Annotated in this window: 15 protein-coding genes and 1 tRNA gene; 9 read left to right on the top strand and 7 right to left on the bottom strand. The window is 64.5% G+C overall.

All coding sequences use genetic code 11. The features are described 5' to 3' along the window. Positions 1–71: 71 nt before the first annotated feature. A complete protein-coding gene (locus tag LC083_RS06175; RefSeq protein ID WP_160608516.1) occupies positions 72–1,850 on the bottom strand; it encodes a peptide MFS transporter in 1,779 nt (592 codons plus the stop codon). A 210-nt stretch (positions 1,851–2,060) separates the two neighbouring features. On the opposite strand from LC083_RS06175, the gene LC083_RS06170 reads away from it, so the two are divergent. The 8 genes from LC083_RS06170 to LC083_RS06135 all read left to right on the top strand — a co-directional run bounded on the left by LC083_RS06170 (position 2,061) and on the right by LC083_RS06135 (position 8,195). Next, the gene (locus LC083_RS06170; RefSeq protein ID WP_226699627.1) at positions 2,061–2,402 is read left to right on the top strand and encodes a GntR family transcriptional regulator; all 342 of its coding nucleotides are present in this window, start codon (positions 2,061–2,063) and stop codon (positions 2,400–2,402) included. Positions 2,403–2,562: 160 nt separating this feature from the next. After that, complete coding sequence (locus LC083_RS06165) at positions 2,563–2,844, top strand: integration host factor subunit beta (protein ID WP_160608514.1); 282 nt, start codon at positions 2,563–2,565, stop codon at positions 2,842–2,844. Positions 2,845–2,907: 63 nt separating this feature from the next. Next, positions 2,908–2,992 (top strand) — tRNA-Leu (locus LC083_RS06160). 159 nt (positions 2,993–3,151) lie between these two features. After that, positions 3,152–3,781 (top strand): PilZ domain-containing protein, encoded by a 630-nt coding sequence (locus LC083_RS06155; RefSeq protein ID WP_160608513.1) that lies wholly within the window; start codon positions 3,152–3,154, stop codon positions 3,779–3,781. Between the two features lie 89 nt (positions 3,782–3,870). Next, positions 3,871–5,433 (top strand): NAD(P)/FAD-dependent oxidoreductase, encoded by a 1,563-nt coding sequence (locus tag LC083_RS06150; RefSeq protein ID WP_226699626.1) that lies wholly within the window; start codon positions 3,871–3,873, stop codon positions 5,431–5,433. 4 nt (positions 5,434–5,437) lie between these two features. Continuing rightward, positions 5,438–5,851, top strand: a complete 414-nt coding sequence (locus LC083_RS06145; protein ID WP_226699625.1) for a GtrA family protein — start codon at positions 5,438–5,440, stop codon at positions 5,849–5,851. A 119-nt stretch (positions 5,852–5,970) separates the two neighbouring features. After that, a complete protein-coding gene (locus LC083_RS06140; RefSeq protein WP_226699624.1) occupies positions 5,971–6,387 on the top strand; it encodes a GtrA family protein in 417 nt (138 codons plus the stop codon). Further along, a complete protein-coding gene (locus tag LC083_RS06135) occupies positions 6,384–8,195 on the top strand; it encodes a hypothetical protein (RefSeq protein ID WP_226699623.1) in 1,812 nt (603 codons plus the stop codon). Before LC083_RS06140 ends, LC083_RS06135 begins: the two co-directional genes overlap by 4 nt. Here the strand turns inward: LC083_RS06135 and msrB are convergent. The 4 genes from msrB to LC083_RS06115 all read right to left on the bottom strand — a co-directional run bounded on the left by msrB (position 8,161) and on the right by LC083_RS06115 (position 12,415). Then, a complete protein-coding gene (msrB, locus tag LC083_RS06130) occupies positions 8,161–8,667 on the bottom strand; it encodes a peptide-methionine (R)-S-oxide reductase MsrB (RefSeq protein ID WP_226699622.1) in 507 nt (168 codons plus the stop codon). The genes LC083_RS06135 and msrB overlap by 35 nt on opposite strands. A gap of 51 nt (positions 8,668–8,718) precedes the next feature. Then, positions 8,719–10,056 carry a cytochrome P450 gene (locus LC083_RS06125; RefSeq protein ID WP_226699621.1) on the bottom strand — a complete coding sequence of 446 codons (1,338 nt, stop codon included), beginning with the start codon at positions 10,054–10,056 and terminating at the stop codon, positions 8,719–8,721. Positions 10,057–10,199: 143 nt separating this feature from the next. Then, on the bottom strand, positions 10,200–11,417 hold the full coding sequence (locus LC083_RS06120; protein WP_226699620.1) for an ABC transporter permease: 1,218 nt from the start codon (positions 11,415–11,417) through the stop codon (positions 10,200–10,202). Further along, the gene (locus LC083_RS06115) at positions 11,417–12,415 is read right to left on the bottom strand and encodes an ABC transporter ATP-binding protein (RefSeq protein ID WP_226699619.1); all 999 of its coding nucleotides are present in this window, start codon (positions 12,413–12,415) and stop codon (positions 11,417–11,419) included. The genes LC083_RS06120 and LC083_RS06115 overlap by 1 nt, the downstream gene beginning before the upstream one ends. Before the next feature lie 44 nt (positions 12,416–12,459). On the opposite strand from LC083_RS06115, the gene queG reads away from it, so the two are divergent. Further along, positions 12,460–13,521 carry a tRNA epoxyqueuosine(34) reductase QueG gene (gene queG, locus LC083_RS06110; protein ID WP_226699618.1) on the top strand — a complete coding sequence of 354 codons (1,062 nt, stop codon included), beginning with the start codon at positions 12,460–12,462 and terminating at the stop codon, positions 13,519–13,521. Here queG and LC083_RS06105 read toward each other — a convergent pair. Both LC083_RS06105 and LC083_RS06100 read right to left on the bottom strand, forming a co-directional pair. Next, positions 13,505–14,731, bottom strand: coding sequence for an NAD(P)/FAD-dependent oxidoreductase (locus LC083_RS06105; protein ID WP_226699617.1), 1,227 nt, complete (start codon positions 14,729–14,731; stop codon positions 13,505–13,507). The two genes, queG and LC083_RS06105, sit on opposite strands and share 17 nt — an antisense overlap. A 53-nt stretch (positions 14,732–14,784) precedes the next feature. Next, entirely contained in the window at positions 14,785–19,491 is a 4,707-nt protein-coding gene (locus tag LC083_RS06100; RefSeq protein WP_226699616.1) for an NAD-glutamate dehydrogenase, read from the bottom strand. Positions 19,492–19,581: the final 90 nt, after the last annotated feature.

Here is a 19,581-nt window from a genome sequence, read left to right as displayed (position 1 = left end):
CATGCCGCGATGCGGCGATGTTGCAAAGAAAAAGGGCGCGGATCGCTCCGCGCCCTTTCGTTTGTGTTGGCTTAGCCCTGCGACTTGGTCTCGGGGTGGACGCCTGCAGCCTGCGGTTCGGCCGGGAATTCGGCCTGGCCTTCGAGGCCGTCGTCCTTGAGCGTGTCCAGGTGCATCAGCTTCTTGATCAGCGGGCTGATGACGAGGACCGCAACGCCGACCCCTACCGCGACCCAGCCGATCTGGCTGTAAACATCGAGCACCACCTGCTTCGCAGCACCTTCGCCCGACGCCGCTTCCGAACCGGTAGCGGCGGCGATCAGGCCGGCGACGAAGTTGCCGGTGGCCGAAGCGAAGAACCAGGTACCCATGATCAGCGACGCCATGTGCGCCGGAGCCAGGCGGTTCATCGCCGAAAGGCCCACCGGCGACAGGCAAAGCTCGCCGGTCGTGTGCAGCAGGTAGATCAGGAAGATGAAGATGACCGGCGTCATGTTGCCGCCCATTGCCGATCCCGCGACAAGCACGAGGAAGCCGGCGCCCAGCTGCATAAGCGCAAAGCCGAACTTGGCCGGAGTCGAAGGTTCCAGCCCTCGGCGACCCAGCGAAGTCCACAGCCATGCAAAGACCGGAGCCAGCAACACGATGTAGATCGCGTTGATCGACTGGAAGGTCGAGGCCGGCCAATTGATGCCAAGGAACTCGCGATCGACATAGCGATCCGTGAACAGGTTCAGCGAGGAGCCGGCCTGCTCGAAGAGCGCCCAGAACAGGATCGATCCGAGGATAAGGAACATCGCTGCAAAGATGCGGTCGCGGTCTTCGTTCCGGTTAAGGAAGGATTGCCAGATCACCACGAGCAGCGACAGGCCGAACCCGCCGAGCGCAAGGTTGCGGGCGTTGGTTTCATCGATCGAACCCAGGAACATGCCCACAAAGGCAATGATGGAGAGCACACCGCCAAGCGCAAACACGGCGACCGGCACGGTCGGTGCGGCAGCATAGGAACCGTGGACGAACCGGAAGGTTGCCTCGCCGAGCACGTAGAGGATCAGGATCGTGCCACCCACGCCAAGAAGCGTGCCGACCACCGATTGGTTCTGCACCAGCCACCAGCAGGTGACGACCGCTACCAGGCCGATGGCATAGAGCAGCCATTCGAGCTTGATCCCCATAACCGGCGCAGCCAGCTTGGCCGGATCGCTCGGCTCGCCGCGTCCCAGGAGAAGCGGCTTGAATACGACGAACACGATCAGGCCAAGCAGCATGCCGATGCCTGCGGCGCCGAAGCCATAGGCCCAGCCATAGGTCTCGCCGAGATAGCCGCACAGCAGCGAACCCAGTGCGGCGCCGAGGTTAATGCCCATGTAGAAGATGGTGTAGGCACCGTCGCGGCGCACGTCGGTGCGGGCGTAAAGCTGACCCACGATCACCGAAATATTGGCCTTGAGGAAGCCCGAGCCGACGATGATGAAGGCAAGGGCGAGCCAGAAGATATTGAGGCTTGCCGGATCTTGGCCGCCCGTCCCCTCGAAGCCCATTAGGAAGTGTCCGAAGGTCAGCAGGATCGCGCCATAGAGCACCGCCTTACGCTGGCCGAGCCACTTGTCGGCGAGGTAGCCGCCCAAGACCGGCGTGATGTAGACCAGCGCGGTATAGGCGCCGTAGATGACGCCCGCGTCGCTGTCCGAAAACAGCCAGTGCTTGGTCAGGTAGAAAATGAGCAGCGCGCGCATGCCGTAGTAGGAAAAACGCTCCCACATTTCGGCGAAGAACAGGACGAACAGTCCCTTGGGGTGGCCCAGGATAGTCCCTGCCGAGTCCCCGTGAACCGGTTGCGTTGTGGCCATGTTTGGCAAGCCCTCTCGTAAGTATACGCGGAGGCCGGACAGGCCTCCTCCCCGAAGATGCGCGCACCCTAGCGGCATCTGCGGCTATGTGAAGCCTTAGTTACAAACGCGACCAGCTTGCGCCTGCATGAATGAAACCGCGTTTCGGGAACCTTGCGCGCCGCGCTGTATTATGGCACTGATGCACTATACGACAACCGGGGACCCGCCATGAGCAACCAGAGCAAGCCCGTCTATCTCAAGCTGCGCGACATGATCGCCGCAGCCATCATCGACGGCCGCTACCGCGAGGAAGAAATGCTTCCCTCCGTGCGCGCGCTGGCTGCGGAACAAGGCGCCAATCCGCTGACGGTGGCCAAGGCCTACCAGCAATTCCAGGCGGACGGCCTCGTCGAAGTGCAACGCGGGGTCGGCATGTATGTCGCGCGCGGCGCAGCCGAGACGCTGCGCAAGCGGGAGCGCGAAACCTTCCTCAAGCAGGAATGGCCGGAAATACGCGGGCGGATGAAGCGGCTGGGCATTGCCCCGGAAGAGCTGATCGAGCGCACCTGATCCGGAAATGCCGTCCTAACCCTCGGGCGGGTATTAACAATTGCCATATCTGAGTCCTTCTGGCAGGGTTTTCCCGCTGCGCAGGGGGTCTGGTGTGGCAGGGGTCGCATAAAACAACAGGGGAAAGCGCCGCCGCGCGCACGCTCGAGGGAGCCTGAACATGATTCGATCCGAATTGCTCGCAGCCCTTGCGGAAGAAAATCCCGACCTGCGACCGGAAGAGGTCGAGCAGGTCGTCGATATCTTCTTCGAGGAACTGGCCCAGCGCCTTGCCGAAGGCGGCCGCATCGAACTGCGCGGCTTCGGAGCCTTTTCGACCCGCGAGCGCCAGGCGCGCCAGGGCCGCAATCCGCGTACCGGCGAAACGGTAGAGGTGCCCGCCAAGCGCGTGCCCTATTTCAAGCCGGGCAAGGACATGCGCGAGCGCCTGAACGAGCAATAGTCCCTTCACGCTGCTTGGCGATTGCGGCGCGGCCCGCATCCCTCTAGCACGCCCTTCTGCTGCGCGGGTGTGGCGGAATGGTAGACGCCGGGGACTTAAAATCCCCTGTCCTCTGGACGTGTGGGTTCGAGTCCCACCACCCGCACCAACAACTCCCGAACGTCTGTGCCGCGCGGCGTTGCCTGAGAGGCAATGCCCTTTATCGCGGTGTTAATACCTAGGCGGCTAATAGGGCCGTTCAAAGGGGCGCAAGGCCAAGACATTTACCGGCACGGGGAACGCCGGGTTCTTGGGAGTTTTGAAACGCATGGACTATTCGGCCGCAATCGGCAGCGACAACAACCTGACCTATGTCGACAGCGAACAGCGCGGTGCGCCGCGCTACACATCGCTGATCCGGTCCGCCAAGCTCGTCTGCGGACAGGGGGAATTCCTCTGCGTCGTGCGCGACGTGTCCTCGACTGGCATCTCGATCCGCGCCTTCCATGCCCTGCCGACCGACCCCACGCTGGCGCTCGAGTTGCAGAACGGCGAAAGCTACGAAATCGTGCAGGTGCGCGCCAACGGGACCGAGGGTAGCTACCGCTTCAAGACGCCCGTGGTGGTCGAACGGCTGGTCCACGAGACGTGGAATTACCCCAAGCGCCAGTTGCGCCTCAACATCGCCATACCGCTCAAGCTGTCCTCGCTGACGCAGTCGGCTGAAGCGGTGACGCTCAACATCTCGCAGCAGGGCGCGCGCGTCGAATGCGACGCCGTGTTCGCGATCGACCAGATCCTCAAGGTCGAGGGCGAAGGGTTCAACGACACCCGCGCCAAGGTGCGCTGGCGCCGGGACTGCAATTACGGCCTCGTGTTCGAGAACACCTTCTCTTTGCGCGAATTCGCCATCATGGCGGCGGCCGTGCAGTGCCCTATGATGCTCGACCGCGGGTAGGGCTCGATAAATACGGCTCGCCGCCGGTGAATTAACTTTACGCTAACCGTTTTCGTTCACTTCTGGCAAAGAAGATGCCGGGGGTTCCAATGAATACGAGTGTCAACGCGCTGAAGGTCGACGTCGCCATTATCGGAGCGGGACCGGCAGGCCTTACAGCGGCTTACTTGCTGACAAAGCAGGGCAAAAGCGTCGTCGTTATCGAAAAAGACCCAGTCTACGTCGGCGGGATCAGTCGAACCGTCGAGCATGAGGGTTATCGCTTCGACATCGGCGGGCATCGCTTCTTTTCGAAGAGTGCGCAAGTCGTCGACATGTGGAACGAGATTCTCGGAGAAGAGGATTTCATCCAGCGCCCCCGCATGAGCCGCATCTATTACGAGGGCAAGTTCTACAGCTACCCGCTGCGCGCCTTTGAGGCGCTGTGGAACCTCGGCATCCTGCGCTCGACCGTCTGCATGGCGAGCTACCTGCGCTACAAGCTGTTCCCGATTTCCGAAGTGAAGAGCTTCGAAGACTGGACCACCAACCAATTCGGTCAGAAACTCTATTCAATCTTCTTCAAGACCTACACCGAGAAGGTGTGGGGCATGCCCTGCGACGAGATGAGCGCAGACTGGGCGGCGCAGCGCATCAAGGGCCTGTCGCTCTGGAGTGCGGTGGTGGACGGGTTGAAGCGCAGCCTCGGTCTCAACAAGAAACCCAATGACGGCATGGCTACCAAGACCCTGCTCGAGACCTTCCGCTACCCGCGGCTCGGTCCGGGCATGATGTGGGATGCCGCTCGCGACAAGGTTCTGGCCAGTGGACGCGGGCAGGTGCTGATGGGCCATGCACTTGGCCAGCTTGCCAGCGATGGCAAGGGCGGCTGGCGCCTCAGCGCAAGCGGGGCTGAATGCGAGATCGTGATTGAGGCAGACCATGCGATCAGCTCGGCGCCCATGCGCGAGCTTGCCAAGCGCCTGCACCCGCTGCCCGAAAGTACGGTCCAGGCGAACGACCTCAAATATCGCGACTTCCTCACCGTGGCGCTGATGGTCGAAGGCGAGGACCTGTTCCCGGACAACTGGATCTACATCCACGACAGCAAGGTGAAGGTCGGCCGCGTGCAGAACTTCCGTAGCTGGTCTCCGGAAATGATCCCCGATCCCGACATGGCCTGCGTGGGCCTGGAATATTTTTGCTTCGAAGGCGACGGCCTGTGGTCCATGGACGACGACGACCTCGTCTCGCTGGCCACCGACGAAATGGAAATCCTCGGTCTCGTCGATCGTCGCAAGGTCAAGAGCGGCGCGGTCGTGCGCCAGGAAAAGGCCTATCCTGTCTATGACGAGGATTATGCTGCCAATGTGGATGCCATGCGCCGCGAACTGGAAGCCAAGCACCCCACGCTCCACCTCGTGGGGCGGAACGGGATGCATCGCTACAACAACCAGGACCACGCCATGATGACGGCCATGCTCACGGTCGAGAACATCCTCGCGGGTCGGCGCCTCTACGACACATGGTGTGTCAACGAGGACGCAGAATATCACGAGTCAGGCGACGAGGGGGCCGAATCCGGCCTGCCGAATCGCAAGTTGAGCAACGACCAGGCAGCCGCCCTTTCGTCCTTGCGCGACGTGCCGGAGCGCGTCCGCAAGTCTGCCTGAGGCCGTGGCGGCCAAATATGTCCGCGCGCTGATGCGCTGGCGGCTGGCCCGCTACATGGTGGCGAGCACGGCGGGCACCTTGGTCGATTTCGGGACATTCCTTGCACTCTTCGCGGCGGGGGTGGTGGCGCCAGTCGTGGCGGCTGTCGCCAGCTATGTGCTGGGCATGGTTCTGCACTGGTTCATCTCGAGCCGGTTCGTTTTTCCGGATCGACTGGCCGGGGCCTGCTGGGAGCGTGGCGGGCAGCAGGTCCTGTTTGCCGCTTCCGCGCTCGCGGGCCTGGCGATAACCGCCGGTGCTGTCGGGCTGTTCGAAGACGCCGGCAGGGACCCTCGTCTCGGCAAGCTCGTGGCGATGGCCGGCAGCTTCGTCTGCGTATTCCTGATCCGCCTGCTGTGGGTCTTCCGGCAGCGATGACGGGGCACCTTTCGCGGCCTGCAGGCTTGCCGTGATTTGCGCTTTGTTTATCATGTCTTGGCATGATGGGCACATGGGCGACGGGCGCCTGTGCGCCTGATGGAACCCGGGAGAGGGCCTTGATCCAAGCTTTGATCCGGCTGCGCGACGTGCGCTTGGTTCGCTATGTGTTGGCGAGTGTCGGTGCGCTTGCAGTCGACATGGGCAGTTTCCTCGCGCTTCTCGCCATGGGCCTGACCGCTCCGCTGTCGGCAGCGGCAGGCTATTCGGCCGGGATTGTAGTGCATTGGATATTGTCCAGTCGCGCGGTCTTCCAGGACGGCGTGGCTTCGAAGGGTGCAGGGCGCGGACGGCAGAAGCTGCTTTTTATCGGCTCGGCCCTGGTCGGACTCGCGTTGACGACGGGTATCGTCGCGCTGGGCGAATATCTCGGCTTCGACCCGAGGGCGGCAAAGCTGGCCGCAGTGATCGCGAGCTTCACCGTCACCTATATGCTGCGCAAGATGGTGGTCTTCGCACCGGCGGGCTGGCCGTGACGATCGATCGCCGGCTGCGCGAGGACGCGCGCCCGACCCTGACCGTCCTTCTCTTGTGGGCGATGCTGTCGGCCGCGCTGGTCGTGTTTTCCTGGTCGAACATAGGCAAGTCGGATTTTCCAGGTCCGGATGATGTCTTGCGCCTGGTCCAGGTGCGCGACCTTCTGGACGGGCAGGGCTGGTGGGATTTGCATCAGTATCGCATCGATCCGCCCGACGGCGTGCTCATGCACTGGTCTCGTCTCGTGGACGTGCCAATCGCGCTAGTGATACTGTTGCTGACCCCGCTCATGGGGCAAGCGAATGCCGAACTGGCAACGGCTGTCGCCGTGCCGCTGCTCATCCTGTTTGCGCTGCTGCAGGTCGTGGCGCGTCTTGCCTGGCGTCTCTTCGACAGGAAAGCCGCGCTCATGGCATGCCTCGCGGCGATTTTCTGGCCAGGTCTCCTGTCCCAGTTACAGCCGCTAAGGATTGATCATCACGGCTGGCAGATACTCCTGGTCGCGATCGCGCTCTGGGCGATTTCGTGGCGTCAGTCTCACAGGGGTGGGGCCGTGGCCGGCCTGGCTATGGCCGTCGGGGTGACGATCTCGCTGGAACTCCTGCCGATGGCGGGTGCCTTTGGCGCCGTACTGGGGCTTCGCTGGGCAAGCGCCTCGCGCAAGAGCCCCTGGCTGGTCGCCTACATGAACGCCTTGGCTGCGGCCCTCGTCCTCCTGTTCGTCTTGGGACATGGGCCCTCGATCGCCGGTCTCGTTTATTGCGATGCCGTTTCGTTACCGCACATCGCGTTCTTCGCGACCTGCGCGCTGGGGACCAATGCCATCGCGCGTATGGGGCCGATGCCGATGTTTGTGCTCGTCGCTCTCTTCGCGGGTCTTGCCAGCCTTGGTGTGACAGTCATCGCATTCACCGGAGCTCAATGCCTTGCAGCGCCCTTCGGAGTGCTGGACCCGATGGTCCACGAGGTCTGGTACAGCAGCGTCAGGGAAGGGATGCCGATCTGGCGCATCGAGCCGGACGAAATTCTCGCCCGTCTCGCGCAGGCCCTTGTCGCCTTGGGAGCGACGATCGCGTTGTGCCTTAGAAGCCGAGAATGGCTGCGGCATTGGTGGGTCGAATACGCGCTCCTGCTGGTCATGGCGATCGCGGCCGGTCTGGCCACGAACCGGTCTTTCTCCTTCGCCGGAGTGGTTGCTGCCGTGCCCTTGGGCTGGGCGGCGGCCCACCTGTTCGAGCGCTTCAGGCAGGGAGAAACCACCATTCGCCGGGTGGGCGCTTTCGCAGGGATTTTACTGGTCCTGATGCCCGGGGCTATGGCCGCAGGTATCGCCAATCAAGTGCAATCGCTCCTCCCGGGCGCCGAGGCACCCGTTGAGGAGACTGCCGGTCTTGCAGCCGACAGCTGCAATTATTCCACCGCCGCGCCCGGCCTCGAGGGCCTGCCTCCCTCGATCCTCTTCGCGCAATTCGATGTCGGTCCGGCAATCCTAGTTAACACTCGTCATTCGGTCGCCGCCACCGGCCATCACCGGGCCAACGAGGCGATGCGAGAAGTGCTGAGCGCTTTCGTCCTGCCGATCGACGGGGCCGAGGCGCTGGTGCGGCAGAGCGGCGCACGTTACGTCGTCCTGTGCCCGGAAATGCCGGAAACCTATCGCTGGCTTCAGGCGGGTACGAGCGAAAGCCTGGTTGCGCGTCTGACTATGGGTGCCCCGCCTGCATGGCTGGAGGAAGTGGACCTCGGGACGGGCAAGCTGAAAGTCTGGCGCGTCAGGCCGGACGGAAGTCCAGCGCCAGACCGTTGATACAATGCCGCTTGCCGGTGGGCTGCGGACCATCGTTGAAGATGTGCCCGAGGTGTCCGCCGCAATCCGCGCAGTGCACTTCGGTACGGGGATAGCCGATCTTGTAATCCGTGCTGGTACCCACCGCACCGCGGTCTATGGCGGCGTAGAAGCTCGGCCAGCCGGTCCCCGAATCATACTTGGCCTTCGAACTGTAGATCGCATTCCCGCAGCCCGCGCAGACGTACGTCCCTGCGCGCTTCTCCTTGTTGAGGGGCGAGGAATAGGGGCGCTCGGTTCCGGCCTCGCGCAGGATGTAGAATTCGCTCTTCGTCAGCTTGCCGCGCCATTGCGCCTCGGTGAGCGCGATGGGGAAGTTCTTCGCTTCGGCTGGAGAGGCGCCGCAGGCTGTAATGATCGGAAGCGACGCCCCGAGGGCGAGCCCCGCAAGGAGGTTGCGGCGTGAAATGTCGTGTTCGCGAGAGCGATCCATACCCATAGGTACGTCCGTGCAAAGCGAAAGGTTTCACTTGATCCCTGGGAATCAGAACTCTGTGATCTCGACCTCGAGCTTGCGGAAGCCGTGGACGAAGTTAGCGCGGACGCGTTCGATGTCGCCCGCCAGATGCACACGCATCCGGCGCTTGTGCAGTTCCTCCAGCAGCACGCGCAGCTGCAGTTCGGCGAGGCGGGCGCCGACGCAGCGGTGGATGCCGTAGCCGAAGGCGATGTGGCGGCGGGCATTCTCGCGCGTGATGTCGAGCTTGTCCGGGTTGTCGAACACTTCCTCGTCGCGGTTTGCCGACAGGTACCACAGCACGACCTTGTCGCCCTTCTTGATGGTCTGGCCGAAGACCTCGGTATCTTCGGTGCAGGTCCGGCGCATATGGGCGAGCGGGGTCTGCATGCGCAGGATTTCCTGCACTGCATTGGGAATGAGTTCCGGCTGCTGTTCGAACAGCTTGCGCTGGTCGGGGTTCTTGTCGAGCTGGTAGATGATCCCGCTCATGGAATTGCGCGTGGTGTCGTTGCCGCCCACGATGAGCAGCACGAGGTTGCCCATGAATTCCTCGGGGCGCATCTGGTTCATCGCCTCGGAATGGATCATCATCGAGATGAGATCGTCGCCCGGTTCTTTGTCGTGGGTGCGTTCCACCCACAGCGTCTGGAAATAGGCGCCCATCTCCTTGAGGATTTCCCAGCGCACCTTGTCGAGCGCGCGAACCGAGGCGAGCTCGGTGTCGCCCGACCAGTCGGACCAGAAGGTCAGCAGGCGGCGGTCTTCCCACGGGAAACCGAACAGGATGGCCAGCATGCCGGTGGTGAGTTCGATAGAGACCTTGTCGACCCAGTCGAACACTTCGCCGCGCGGGAGCGAAGCGAGCAGTTCGCCGGTGCGCTGGCGGATCTCGCCTTCCATCTCGGCCATGCCGCTGGGCGTGAACTTGGGCGCGACCGTGCGCCGCTGGCCGGTGTGCTGTGGACGGTCCATGGCAATGAACATCGGCAGTTCGCGGCTGTCCTCACCGGCCTCGGCAAGCTCTTCCTCGGTTAGCCGGTTGAGAATCGTGATCCCGCCATGCTCCCAGCTGGACGAGAAGACATCGGGCAGCGCCTCGATATGCTGGATGGCCTTGTGGCTGACCACGGCCCAATAGGGGCCGAAGGGGCTTTCGGGAATGTAATGGAGCGGACCTGCCGCGCGCATTTCGCGGAAGATCGGATGCCAGGTGTTCTCGGCGTAGATATCGCTGCGGCTCACGTCCCACTTGTGCGGATGCTCGAAGCGCTCCTCGGGATGTTCCTCGAAATGCTTCTTCAGCGCCTCGTAGGCCGTGGGGCTCGAGCGCACTTCGGGGCGGGCTATTGCAGCGGTGGCCATGTCTCTCTCCTTGCGGCGGCGACTCTCGTGACGCCTGTCCTCTCGCCGGCAATCCTGCCTCAACTGACACTCGTGTCAATAGCGAGTTGCAAAAAGGAACCTAATCACCGCCACGGCCGACGGATTGCACCGATGCGACGAAGTCAGCCCTTGGCCGTTCGCCCGATGCCGAACCACGCCTTTTTCGTCTTTCCGCCGGCGCCCGACTTCATGACCAGCTTGCGGAACAGGCCCGAGCCGACCTTCACGAAAATGCCGACCCACAGCAACTGCCAGCCGATCGCGGCAAGATGCGTCCACAGCACGGGTGACTGCGCCGCGCGCGCCACCATCGCGTAGGGTGAAGACACGGGGAAGATCACGGCGAAGAGTTCGACCGGCGAGCCCGCATCGCTCAGCGCGTAGGTCGCCAGGAAGAAGACCGCGAGCTGGAGGATGGTTGCCGGCATCGAGAGCGTCTGCACGTCGCGCACGGTCGGCGCCATCGAACCGATGGTGAGGAAGACCGAGCCGATCAGCAGGTAAGCGGTGGCGAAATAGGTCACGAAAAGCACCACGAACAGCGGCCATCCCACCGCAGGCGTCGGAACAGGTCCGAGCGCAGAACTGCCGAGCCACAGGATCGTGCCGGCGATGCCGCCCCAGACCGCGATGCCCACGAAGCTGACGCCGAGCATGGCGAACAGCTTGCCGTAGAACACGGCGTCCATCGGGATGGCGGCGGCGAGGATTTCGATAATCTTGTTCGCCTTCTCCTCGACCAGGTTCGACAGCACCATGCCGGCAAGCAGCATGGTCAGGAGGAACAGCAGCGTGATGGCCCCGGTCGCAGTGGCCGTCTGGGCGCTGCGAATGGTGGCGACGCTGGTGGCCGTGGGCTTCAGTGCGACCTCCGGCAGTTCGGCGGACGGGCCGCCACGCGCTTCGGCGGCGAGCAAGGCCACCTGCCCGCGCCAGCGGTCGATCCGTTCCTGCGTGCCCGACAGTTCGGGCGCTTCGAGCGTGCCGGTCAGTACCGCGCCGAAATTGCGTGAAGTATCCGACAGCAGGCGGTCGGCCTCGCGCGGTTCGTCCGCCCCGACCACTGCGAATTCCGGCAGCGAGACTGCATCTTCCAGCCGTGCATGAGCGGCGGCGAAGGCAGCGCCTTCCTCCTCGCTCAGGACTACGGCAAGGCGTGGAGGGTCGGCGCTTTCCGCCGCCTTGGCACCTAGCGTGCCGGCCATCACGCTGATCGCCCCGAAGAAGATCGGGCCGAGCAGGAAGAACAGGAAGGCCTTGGAAAACAGGATCGCGCGGAAATCGCGGCGAGCGATGACCATGGCTGCGCGCCACAGCGGAAGACGGCTTGCATCGGCCATTATGCGATCTCCCCTGCTGCATCCTCGTCGAGCGCGCGTGCCGCGGCCTCGCCGGCGATTTCGACGAAAGCGTCGTGCAGGCCGGCCCGCTCGATCGAAAGCGACAATATGCCCGCACCGCCATCGATCAGCCGCTTGAGCAGCACCTCGATGCCGCTGTCGGGGACCGGGAAGTACCAGAAATGCCCCCCGTGGGCCTTCTTGTCGTGGCGGACGTTGTCGGGCAGCGCGCTGCGCCATTCGCCCTCGCCATTCGCTGTCTCCAGCCTGACCTGTGCGGGGATGCGATCGCGCGCGACGTCGACCGAACCTGCATAGGGCACCTTGCCCCCGGCGATGATCGCCACGTCGTCGCACAGGCGTTCTGCATGGTGGATGACGTGGGTCGAGAAGATAACGGTGGTCCCTGCCTCCGCCATTTCGCGGATCAAGCCTTCGAGCTTGCCCTGGTTGATGGCATCGAGACCGCTGAAAGGTTCGTCTAGCACCACCAGCCTCGGCTTGTGGACCAGCGTGCCGAGCAGCTGGACCGTCTGCGCCATGCCTTTCGAAAGCTGGCGGATCTGCTTGTCGACTGCGTGGCCGAGCCCGTGACCTTCGAGCAATTCGCGCCCGCGCCGGCGGCCCTCTTCCACGGGCAGGCCGCGCAGGGCGCCCATGAAGCCGATCGCCTCGTCGCACTTCATCGACGGGTACAGGCCGCGCTCTTCAGGAAGGTAGCCGATCCAGCGGGCGATTTCGTGCGGGCGCTCGTGCCCGAAGACGCGCCGTACGCCTTCGTCGGGATCGATGATGCCGAGCAGCATCCGCAGCGTGGTTGTCTTGCCCGCGCCGTTCGGACCCAGAATGCCGTAGATCGCGCCCTCGGGGACGGATATGTCGACCCCGTCCACCGCTAGCGTCCGGTCGAACCGCTTGACGAGACCGCGCGCCTCGATTGCAAGTGGGGGCGAGCTGGTGTCGTGGGCTCGCGGGACGGTGTCGGGCTCGGTAAGCATGACCGCGAGTTAACCGCGCGAAGTGAACGGGAGCAACAGCAAGTTTGGTTAAGACCACGTCTCTGGAGGTCCTGCAGGAGGAATTGAGGGCCGAGGCCCGCGCGCTGGGCTTTGCGGCCTGCGGCTTCACGGCGGCCGCCACCGATCCTGTGCGCGCCGAGCGGCTCGACCAATGGCTGGGCGAAGGCCGCCACGGATCGATGGAGTGGATGGAGACGCGCAAGGCCGAACGCGCCTCGCCGCAGGGACTCTGGCCGGACGCGCGGAGCGTCATCGCCCTTGGCATGAGCTATGCGCCGGACGTCGATCCGCTCGCGCTGGAAGGTGACCCCGAGAAGGCGCGAATTTCCGTCTATGCCCAAGGGCGCGACTATCACGATGTGGTCAAGAAGGCGCTGAAGGCACTCGCCCGCTGGCTGATCGCACGCGCCCCCGACAGCGAGCTCAAGGTGTTCGTCGATACTGCCCCGGTGATGGAAAAACCGCTGGGCGAGGCGGCCGGGATCGGCTGGCAGGGCAAGCATACCAACATGGTCAGCCGCGAGCATGGCAGCTGGCTGTTCCTCGGCGCGATATATTCGACGCTGGAATTCGCGCCCGATGCCCCCGGCCGGGACCGCTGCGGTTCGTGCCACGCCTGCCAGGAAGCCTGCCCGACCGATGCCTTCCCCGCGCCCTACCGGCTCGATGCGAGGCGGTGCATTTCGTACCTCACTATCGAACACAAGGGGCCGGTCGACGAGGAGTTTCGTGCCGCGTTGGGTAACCGGATTTACGGCTGCGACGATTGCCTTGCGGTGTGTCCGTGGAACAAGTTCGCCGATACGGCCCATCGCCATTTGAAACTGGCACCGCGCGACGAACTGGTCGCGCCCGATCTCGTGCGGTTCCTGGAATTCGACGATGCTGGGTTCCGCCAGTTCTTCTCCGGCTCGCCGATCAAGCGGATCGGGCGCGACCGTTTCGTGCGCAACTGCCTTTACGCGGCCGGGAACAGCGGGAACGCCGGCCTGCTGCCTCAGGTCGAGCGCTTGCGCGCCGATCCCGATCCGGTGGTCGCCGAAGCCGCCGACTGGGCGGCGGCACGGCTCAGATCATTTCCTTGAGCGCAACGGTGGTGTCGGCGAGCAGCGCAGGGTCGATCTCGGCCCGCGTCTCGACCAGCTTGCGGCCTTGCGCGTAGTCGCGCGTGTTGTTCACGCAGTCGAGCGCGAAGACGCAGCCTTCCTTGAGGTAGATCACCGAGAACTTGCGTTCAGCCGGATCGCCGCGCAGCACGCAGGCATCGTGGCCCAGCGAAAGGCCGACGGTCTGCAGGCGCAGGTCGTACTGGTTCGACCAGAACCACGGCACGGCGTCATAATCCTGCTTGTCGCCCATGATCGATTTGGCTGCCACGCTCGCCATGTCGTTGGCATTCTGGACCGATTCCAGCCGGATCACCGCATTGCCGGCGTAGGGGTTGGCATGGGCCGCGCAGTCGCCGATCGCGTAGACATCGTCGAGCGAGGTGCGGCAGAAGCTGTCGACGTCGACCCCGTTGCTACCGGCAGCGCCCGCTGCAATCAGGGGGCCGACCGAAGGCACGATCCCGATGCCGACGATCACGATCTCGCAAGGGATGGTCTCGCCGGTGGACAGGGTCACCCCCGTCACGCGGCCGTTCTCGCCCTCGATCCGCTCGACCCCGGTTTCGAGCCTCAGATCGACACCGTGGCTGCGGTGCTCTTCGGCATAAAAGGTAGAAAGTTCCGGGCCTGCGACACGGGCCAGTACCCGGTCCTGCATTTCGACCACTGTCACTGCGCAGTCCATCTTACGCAGCACGGCGGCCGCCTCGAGCCCGATGTAGCCCGCGCCCACGATGACGGCGCGCCTGGCTCCTGCCTCGATCTCGTTCTTGAGCGCATCGGTGTCGCGCCGGTTGCGGATCGTGTGCATGCCGCCGAGATCGGCGCCCGGGCATGACAGGCGCCGCGCGTCGCCGCCGGCTGCCCAGATCAGCTTGCGATAGGTGACCTTGGTGTCGTCCGACAGTGCCAGCGTGTGGGCCAGCGGATCGACCTCGTTGGCGTTGGCGCCGAGCCGGAGCGTGACATTGCGCTCGGCCCAGAACTTTTCCGGCCGGATGAGGATTTTCTCGAAGGGCTTTTCGCCGGCGAGATAATCCTTCGACAGCGGCGGGCGTTCATAGGGCGGGTTGCGGTCGCGGCTGGCGATGAGGATGCTGTCCTCGTGCCCAGCCTGGCGCAAGGCGATTGCCGCCTGCGCTCCGCCGTGACCCGATCCCACGATGACGACGTCGAAATGCTCCATGACGCGCAGGGCTGGCCGCAAACGCCAGCCCGGTCAAGCTTTCCCGCGTCCGCTCAGCGCGCCAGCAGGTTGCGCGCCATGCTGGCGATCTGGGCGAGCATGGCCGGCGCAACGGGCGTCTGCGACTGCGCCCGGTCGACCATCGAGCGGAACTGGCGCACCGCTGCGTGGTGGTCCGCAACCCATGCGTCAACCACGCCGCGCATGTCGTCCTTCGCGTCCTTGCGGCGCGAGAGACGGCGCAGCAACTCGAGGCGCATCTGCTGGAAATCGCGCGCGATGCCCGACACCAGCAGGCGTTCCCAGACGTCCGACGGGTTCATCAGGGCAGCCGTGCCCTGCGCCCAGTCGATCCCCAGGTTGGCCCCGATATCGGAGAAGCCGTGGGTCAGCGGCAGCGGATCGATGCCCGTGTCCGCGGCCAGCTTGGCGAGGCCCACCGAACCGTCGAGGTCGAAGATGTGCGTGATGTGCGACGCGATCGCATCGGGCGCACCGGCCTTGGTGAAGGTTTCGTGCAGGCTGCGCGACTGGGTCTTGAGCTCGCTGCCGAGCAGCTCGTCCGTCGACTTGACCAGCAAGGCCACGTTCTTGCCCAGCTCTTCCACCATGCGGGCGGGCTGGACGCGGCCGGCACCGGTGCGCAGCACGTCGGACATGAGGTTGCCAACTGCAGCGGCAAGGCGGTCGAACAGCAGCAGGCGCGCCGATTCTTCCATCTTGGCCGTGTCGAGTTCCGCCCAGATCGAACGCAGGTCGAACAGGTGTGCGGCGGCAACGAAGGCCCCTGCCACTTCGGACAGTTCGACGCCTTCTTCTTCCGCCAGTTCGAACGGATGGATGATGCCTAGGCGGTTGACCATCGCATTGGCGAGCTTGGTCGCGATGATTTCGCGGCGCAGGCGATGGTTCTCGATCTGCTTGCGGAACTTGCCGCGCATCGGCTCCGGGAAGCTGCGCATCAACAGGTCGTGCAGGATCGGATCGTCGGGCAGGTCGCTTGCTTCGATCGCGTCCTGCAGGACCAGCTTGGCACTGGAGAGCAAGACAGCGAGTTCGGGACGGGTCAGTCCGGTGCCGTCTGCAGCACGGCGCTGCAACGTCTGGTTGTCGGCGAGCCCTTCGGTCCGGCGGTCGAGATTGCCGCCGTCTTCCAGCGTCTCGATCAGGTGAAGCTGCGACGCCATGGCGCGCGCCCCGCCCATTTCGGCAATCGACAGGGCGAGGGCCTGCAGCCGGTTGTCCTCGAGCACGATGGCCGACACCTCGTCGGTCATCGATTCGAGCAGTGCGACGCGCTTGGGTTCGGACAGGCGGCCCGCGCGCTTGGCAGCGGCCAGCGCGATCTTGATATTCACCTCGTTGTCCGAGCAATCGACGCCCGCGGAATTGTCGATGAAGTCGGTGTTGCAGCGCCCGCCGTTCAGGGCATACTCGATGCGGCCTGCCTGCGTGACGCCGAGGTTCGCACCTTCGCCGATGACCTTGGCACGCACTTCCTTCGCATCGACGCGCAGCACGTCGTTCGCCGGGTCGCCGACCTGGACGTTATTTTCCGTCCCGGCCTTGATGTAGGTGCCGATGCCGCCGAACCAGACGAGGTCGACCGGCGCCTTGAGGATCGCGGAAATCAGTGCCTCGGGCTCGATTTCCGACTGCTCGATGCCCAGCACCTTCTGCATCGCCTTGGACAGCTTGATCGACTTCGCGCCGCGCGAATAGACGCCGCCGCCCTTGGAGATGAGGCTGGCGTCGTAATCCTCCCAGCTCGAGCGGGGGAGGTCGAACATGCGCTTGCGCTCCTTCCAGCTCCTGGCCGGATCGGGATCAGGATCGAGGAAGATGTGGCGGTGATCGAATGCGGCCACCAGCTTGATCGCCGTGGACAGCAGCATGCCGTTGCCGAACACGTCCCCCGACATGTCGCCACAGCCCACCACCTGAACCGGCTCGCTCTGCACGTCGATGCCCATTTCGAGGAAGTGGCGCTGCACGCTGACCCACGCACCCTTGGCAGTGATGCCCATGGCCTTGTGGTCGTAGCCCTTGGAGCCACCGCTCGCGAAAGCGTCGTCGAGCCAGAAATCGCGGCTTTCCGCAATCGCATTGGCGACGTCGGAGAAGCTGGCCGTGCCCTTGTCGGCGGCGACCACGAAATAGGGGTCCTCGCCATCGGTGATCACCACGCTCTGGGGGTGCACGACCTTGTCGTCGACGATGTTGTCGGTGACCGACAGCAGCGTGCGGATGAAGGCCTGGTAGCTGCCCTTGCCTTCCGCGGCCCAGCCGTCACGGTCGATCGACGGATCGGGCAGCTGCTTGGGATAAAAGCCGCCCTTTGCCCCTGCCGGGACGATGACCGCGTTCTTGACCCGCTGGGCTTTCATCAGGCCGAGGATTTCGGTGCGGAAGTCGTCGCGCCGGTCGGACCAGCGCAGGCCGCCGCGAGCCACCGGACCCGAGCGCAGGTGGATGCCTTCCACGCGGCGCGAATAGACCCAGATCTCGCGCCACGGAACAGGCTTCGGCAGGCCGGGGACGACCGAGCTGTCGATCTTGAAGGCCAGCGCTTCGGCCGCAGCGGGAGCAAAGGCATTGGTGCGCAGGATCGCGTCGATCAGCGCATTGTAAAGGCGCAGCAGTCGGTCGTCGTTGATTGCCTTGACCTTGGACAGGGCGCGCTTGATCGTGTCGCGCGCATCCTTGATCGCGTCTTCACGGTTCCCCTGGAATGCCGGGTCGTGCCGGGCGGTGAACAGGGCGATGAGGCCGCGCGTGATGTCCGCGGCCTTCGCCAGCGCGTCCACCACTGTATAGATTGTGAAGCCCATGCCCGCCTGGCGCAGGTAGCGGTAGAAGGCGCGCAGCCAGTCGGTTTCTTGCGCACCGAGGCCAGCCTCGACCACGAGGCGGTTGAACACGTCGTCCTCGGCATGGCCGTTCAGGACGGCGCCGATTGCTTCCTCGATATCGCCGGCACGTTCGACCAACCCTTCGGCATCGATGCCCGGGGCAAGCTGCAGCGCGAAGTCGTGGATAGTGCCGAGGCGTCCGTCCTCGAGCACGGTCGGCATTTCGGAACGGACATGGAAGCCGAAGTTCTCGAGCGCGGGGACCGCATCCGACAGCGGCAGGCTGCCTTCCGCTTGGTAGAGCTTGAGGCGCAGGCAGCGCTCGTCCTCGCGGTCGCACAGGTAGAGGCGCGCGCCGCGGTGGGGTGCATCCTCTTCCTCGTCGGCATGATGGCCGAGCGCGCGCAGGCGCGAGATGTCCTCAGCCGCTTCGCGCGGGCCGAACCGGGCGCGGTAGGCGGTCGGGAAAGCCTCGGCAAAGCGCATGGCAAGCGCGGCGGCGCGGCCCTTTTCCTCGAAGGCGAGCAATTCGGTTTCCACCGCTTCGCTCCAGCCGCGCAGCAGGGTCTGCAGCTGCTGTTCCAACGCCTGTTCGTCCGGCGATTTAGAGCCGTCGCGGATGTCGAGCACGAAGCGCAGCATGGCAAGGTTGCCGCCTTCGACCTCGAGGCTCCAGTCGAGCAGGCGCGCCTTGGCGCCTTCTTCGAGCAGGGCGAGGATCTGCAGGCGGACCTGCGTTGCCAGCATGTCGCGCGGCATCCACACGAAGGCGAAGAGGTGCCGGGCCAGCGGCGCCTCGACCAGCGCAAGGCGCGGGCGCGGGCGATCGACGAGGCTCATCATCGTGGTGGCGATGCGCGCGGTGTCGGCTTCGGAAAAACCGATGACCAGATCGTGCGGCAGGGCGGTCAGCGCATGGACCAGCGCCTTGCCGGCGTGGCCGGTCTCGTCGAAATTCAGGTCTTCGCGGATCTGTTCGAGCCGCTGGCGCAGGATCGGCACATTGCGCGGCGGCGAGGCAAGTGCGGCACTGGTCCAGACGCCTGCATGGACCGACAGTGCGACGACCTTCTTGCCTTCGCGCACCGGCACGAGGAACAGGTCGAGCGGCACATGGCGATGTACGCGCGATGCGTGGTTCGCCTTGATGATGAGCGGGGTGCGGGCCTCGCCCTTGCTTTCGAACCAGGCGAAGGCGCGCTCGTAACTGGCGTCCACCAGCAGGTTGCTGGCGCCCTTGCGGCAAATGCCCAGCCCGCCTTCCTGCGTGCCGTCGCGGCGGCGCACGACATGGCCGAGCTGGGTCAGCATGCCCGAATTCAGCCATTCGAGCAGGGCTGCGCCTTCCTCGTCCTCGATCCGCTTTGCATCGGTCGCCATAGCGGCCTGGAGCTGAGGCCAGTCGGCAACCGCAGCGCGCACGTCGGCCAGCGTTTCGTTGAGCGTTTCCTCGATCGCCTGGCGGCGCTTGGCATCGACGCGCGGAGCCTCGAGGTAGATCATCGATTCCCAGAAGGCGTCTTCCGGCTCGCCTTCGTCAACGCGGGCGAGCGTGCCGTCGGACTTGCGCTCGACCGGCACGACCGGGTGGATCAGGCGGTCGATGGCAAGGCCCATGGCAGCGATTGCGGCAGCCGTGGAATCGACCAGGAACGGCATGTCGTCATTGACGATGGCGATGCGCGTGAAGCGGCGATCTTCGCTGATCGACTGGATCGCGATGGCCGGTTCGCCCGGGCGGCGCTTGTCGGCGGTTTCGGCGAGGAAGGCTGCCGCCTCGTCGAAATGCGCCTGGTCGAACGGCGTGTCTCCCGGAAGCAGCGAGTCGCGCATGTGCTGCGCGATTGCCTTGGCGTGGGGAGTCATGGTGGTGCTGCTGCTCGCCTTGTCGGCCTTTTTCGAACCCATGGGGGCCTCTCGCATGCGGGCGTACGATCATTTCGCAGCCGTGTAATTTGTGAGTCGTCGGGCAATACCCGATGGAGGGCGATTAGGCCT

It is taken from the genome of Qipengyuania gaetbuli (genome assembly GCF_020524765.1).
GTDB lineage: Bacteria > Pseudomonadota > Alphaproteobacteria > Sphingomonadales > Sphingomonadaceae > Qipengyuania > Qipengyuania gaetbuli_A.
This window is presented reverse-complemented; position numbering and strand designations above follow the sequence as displayed.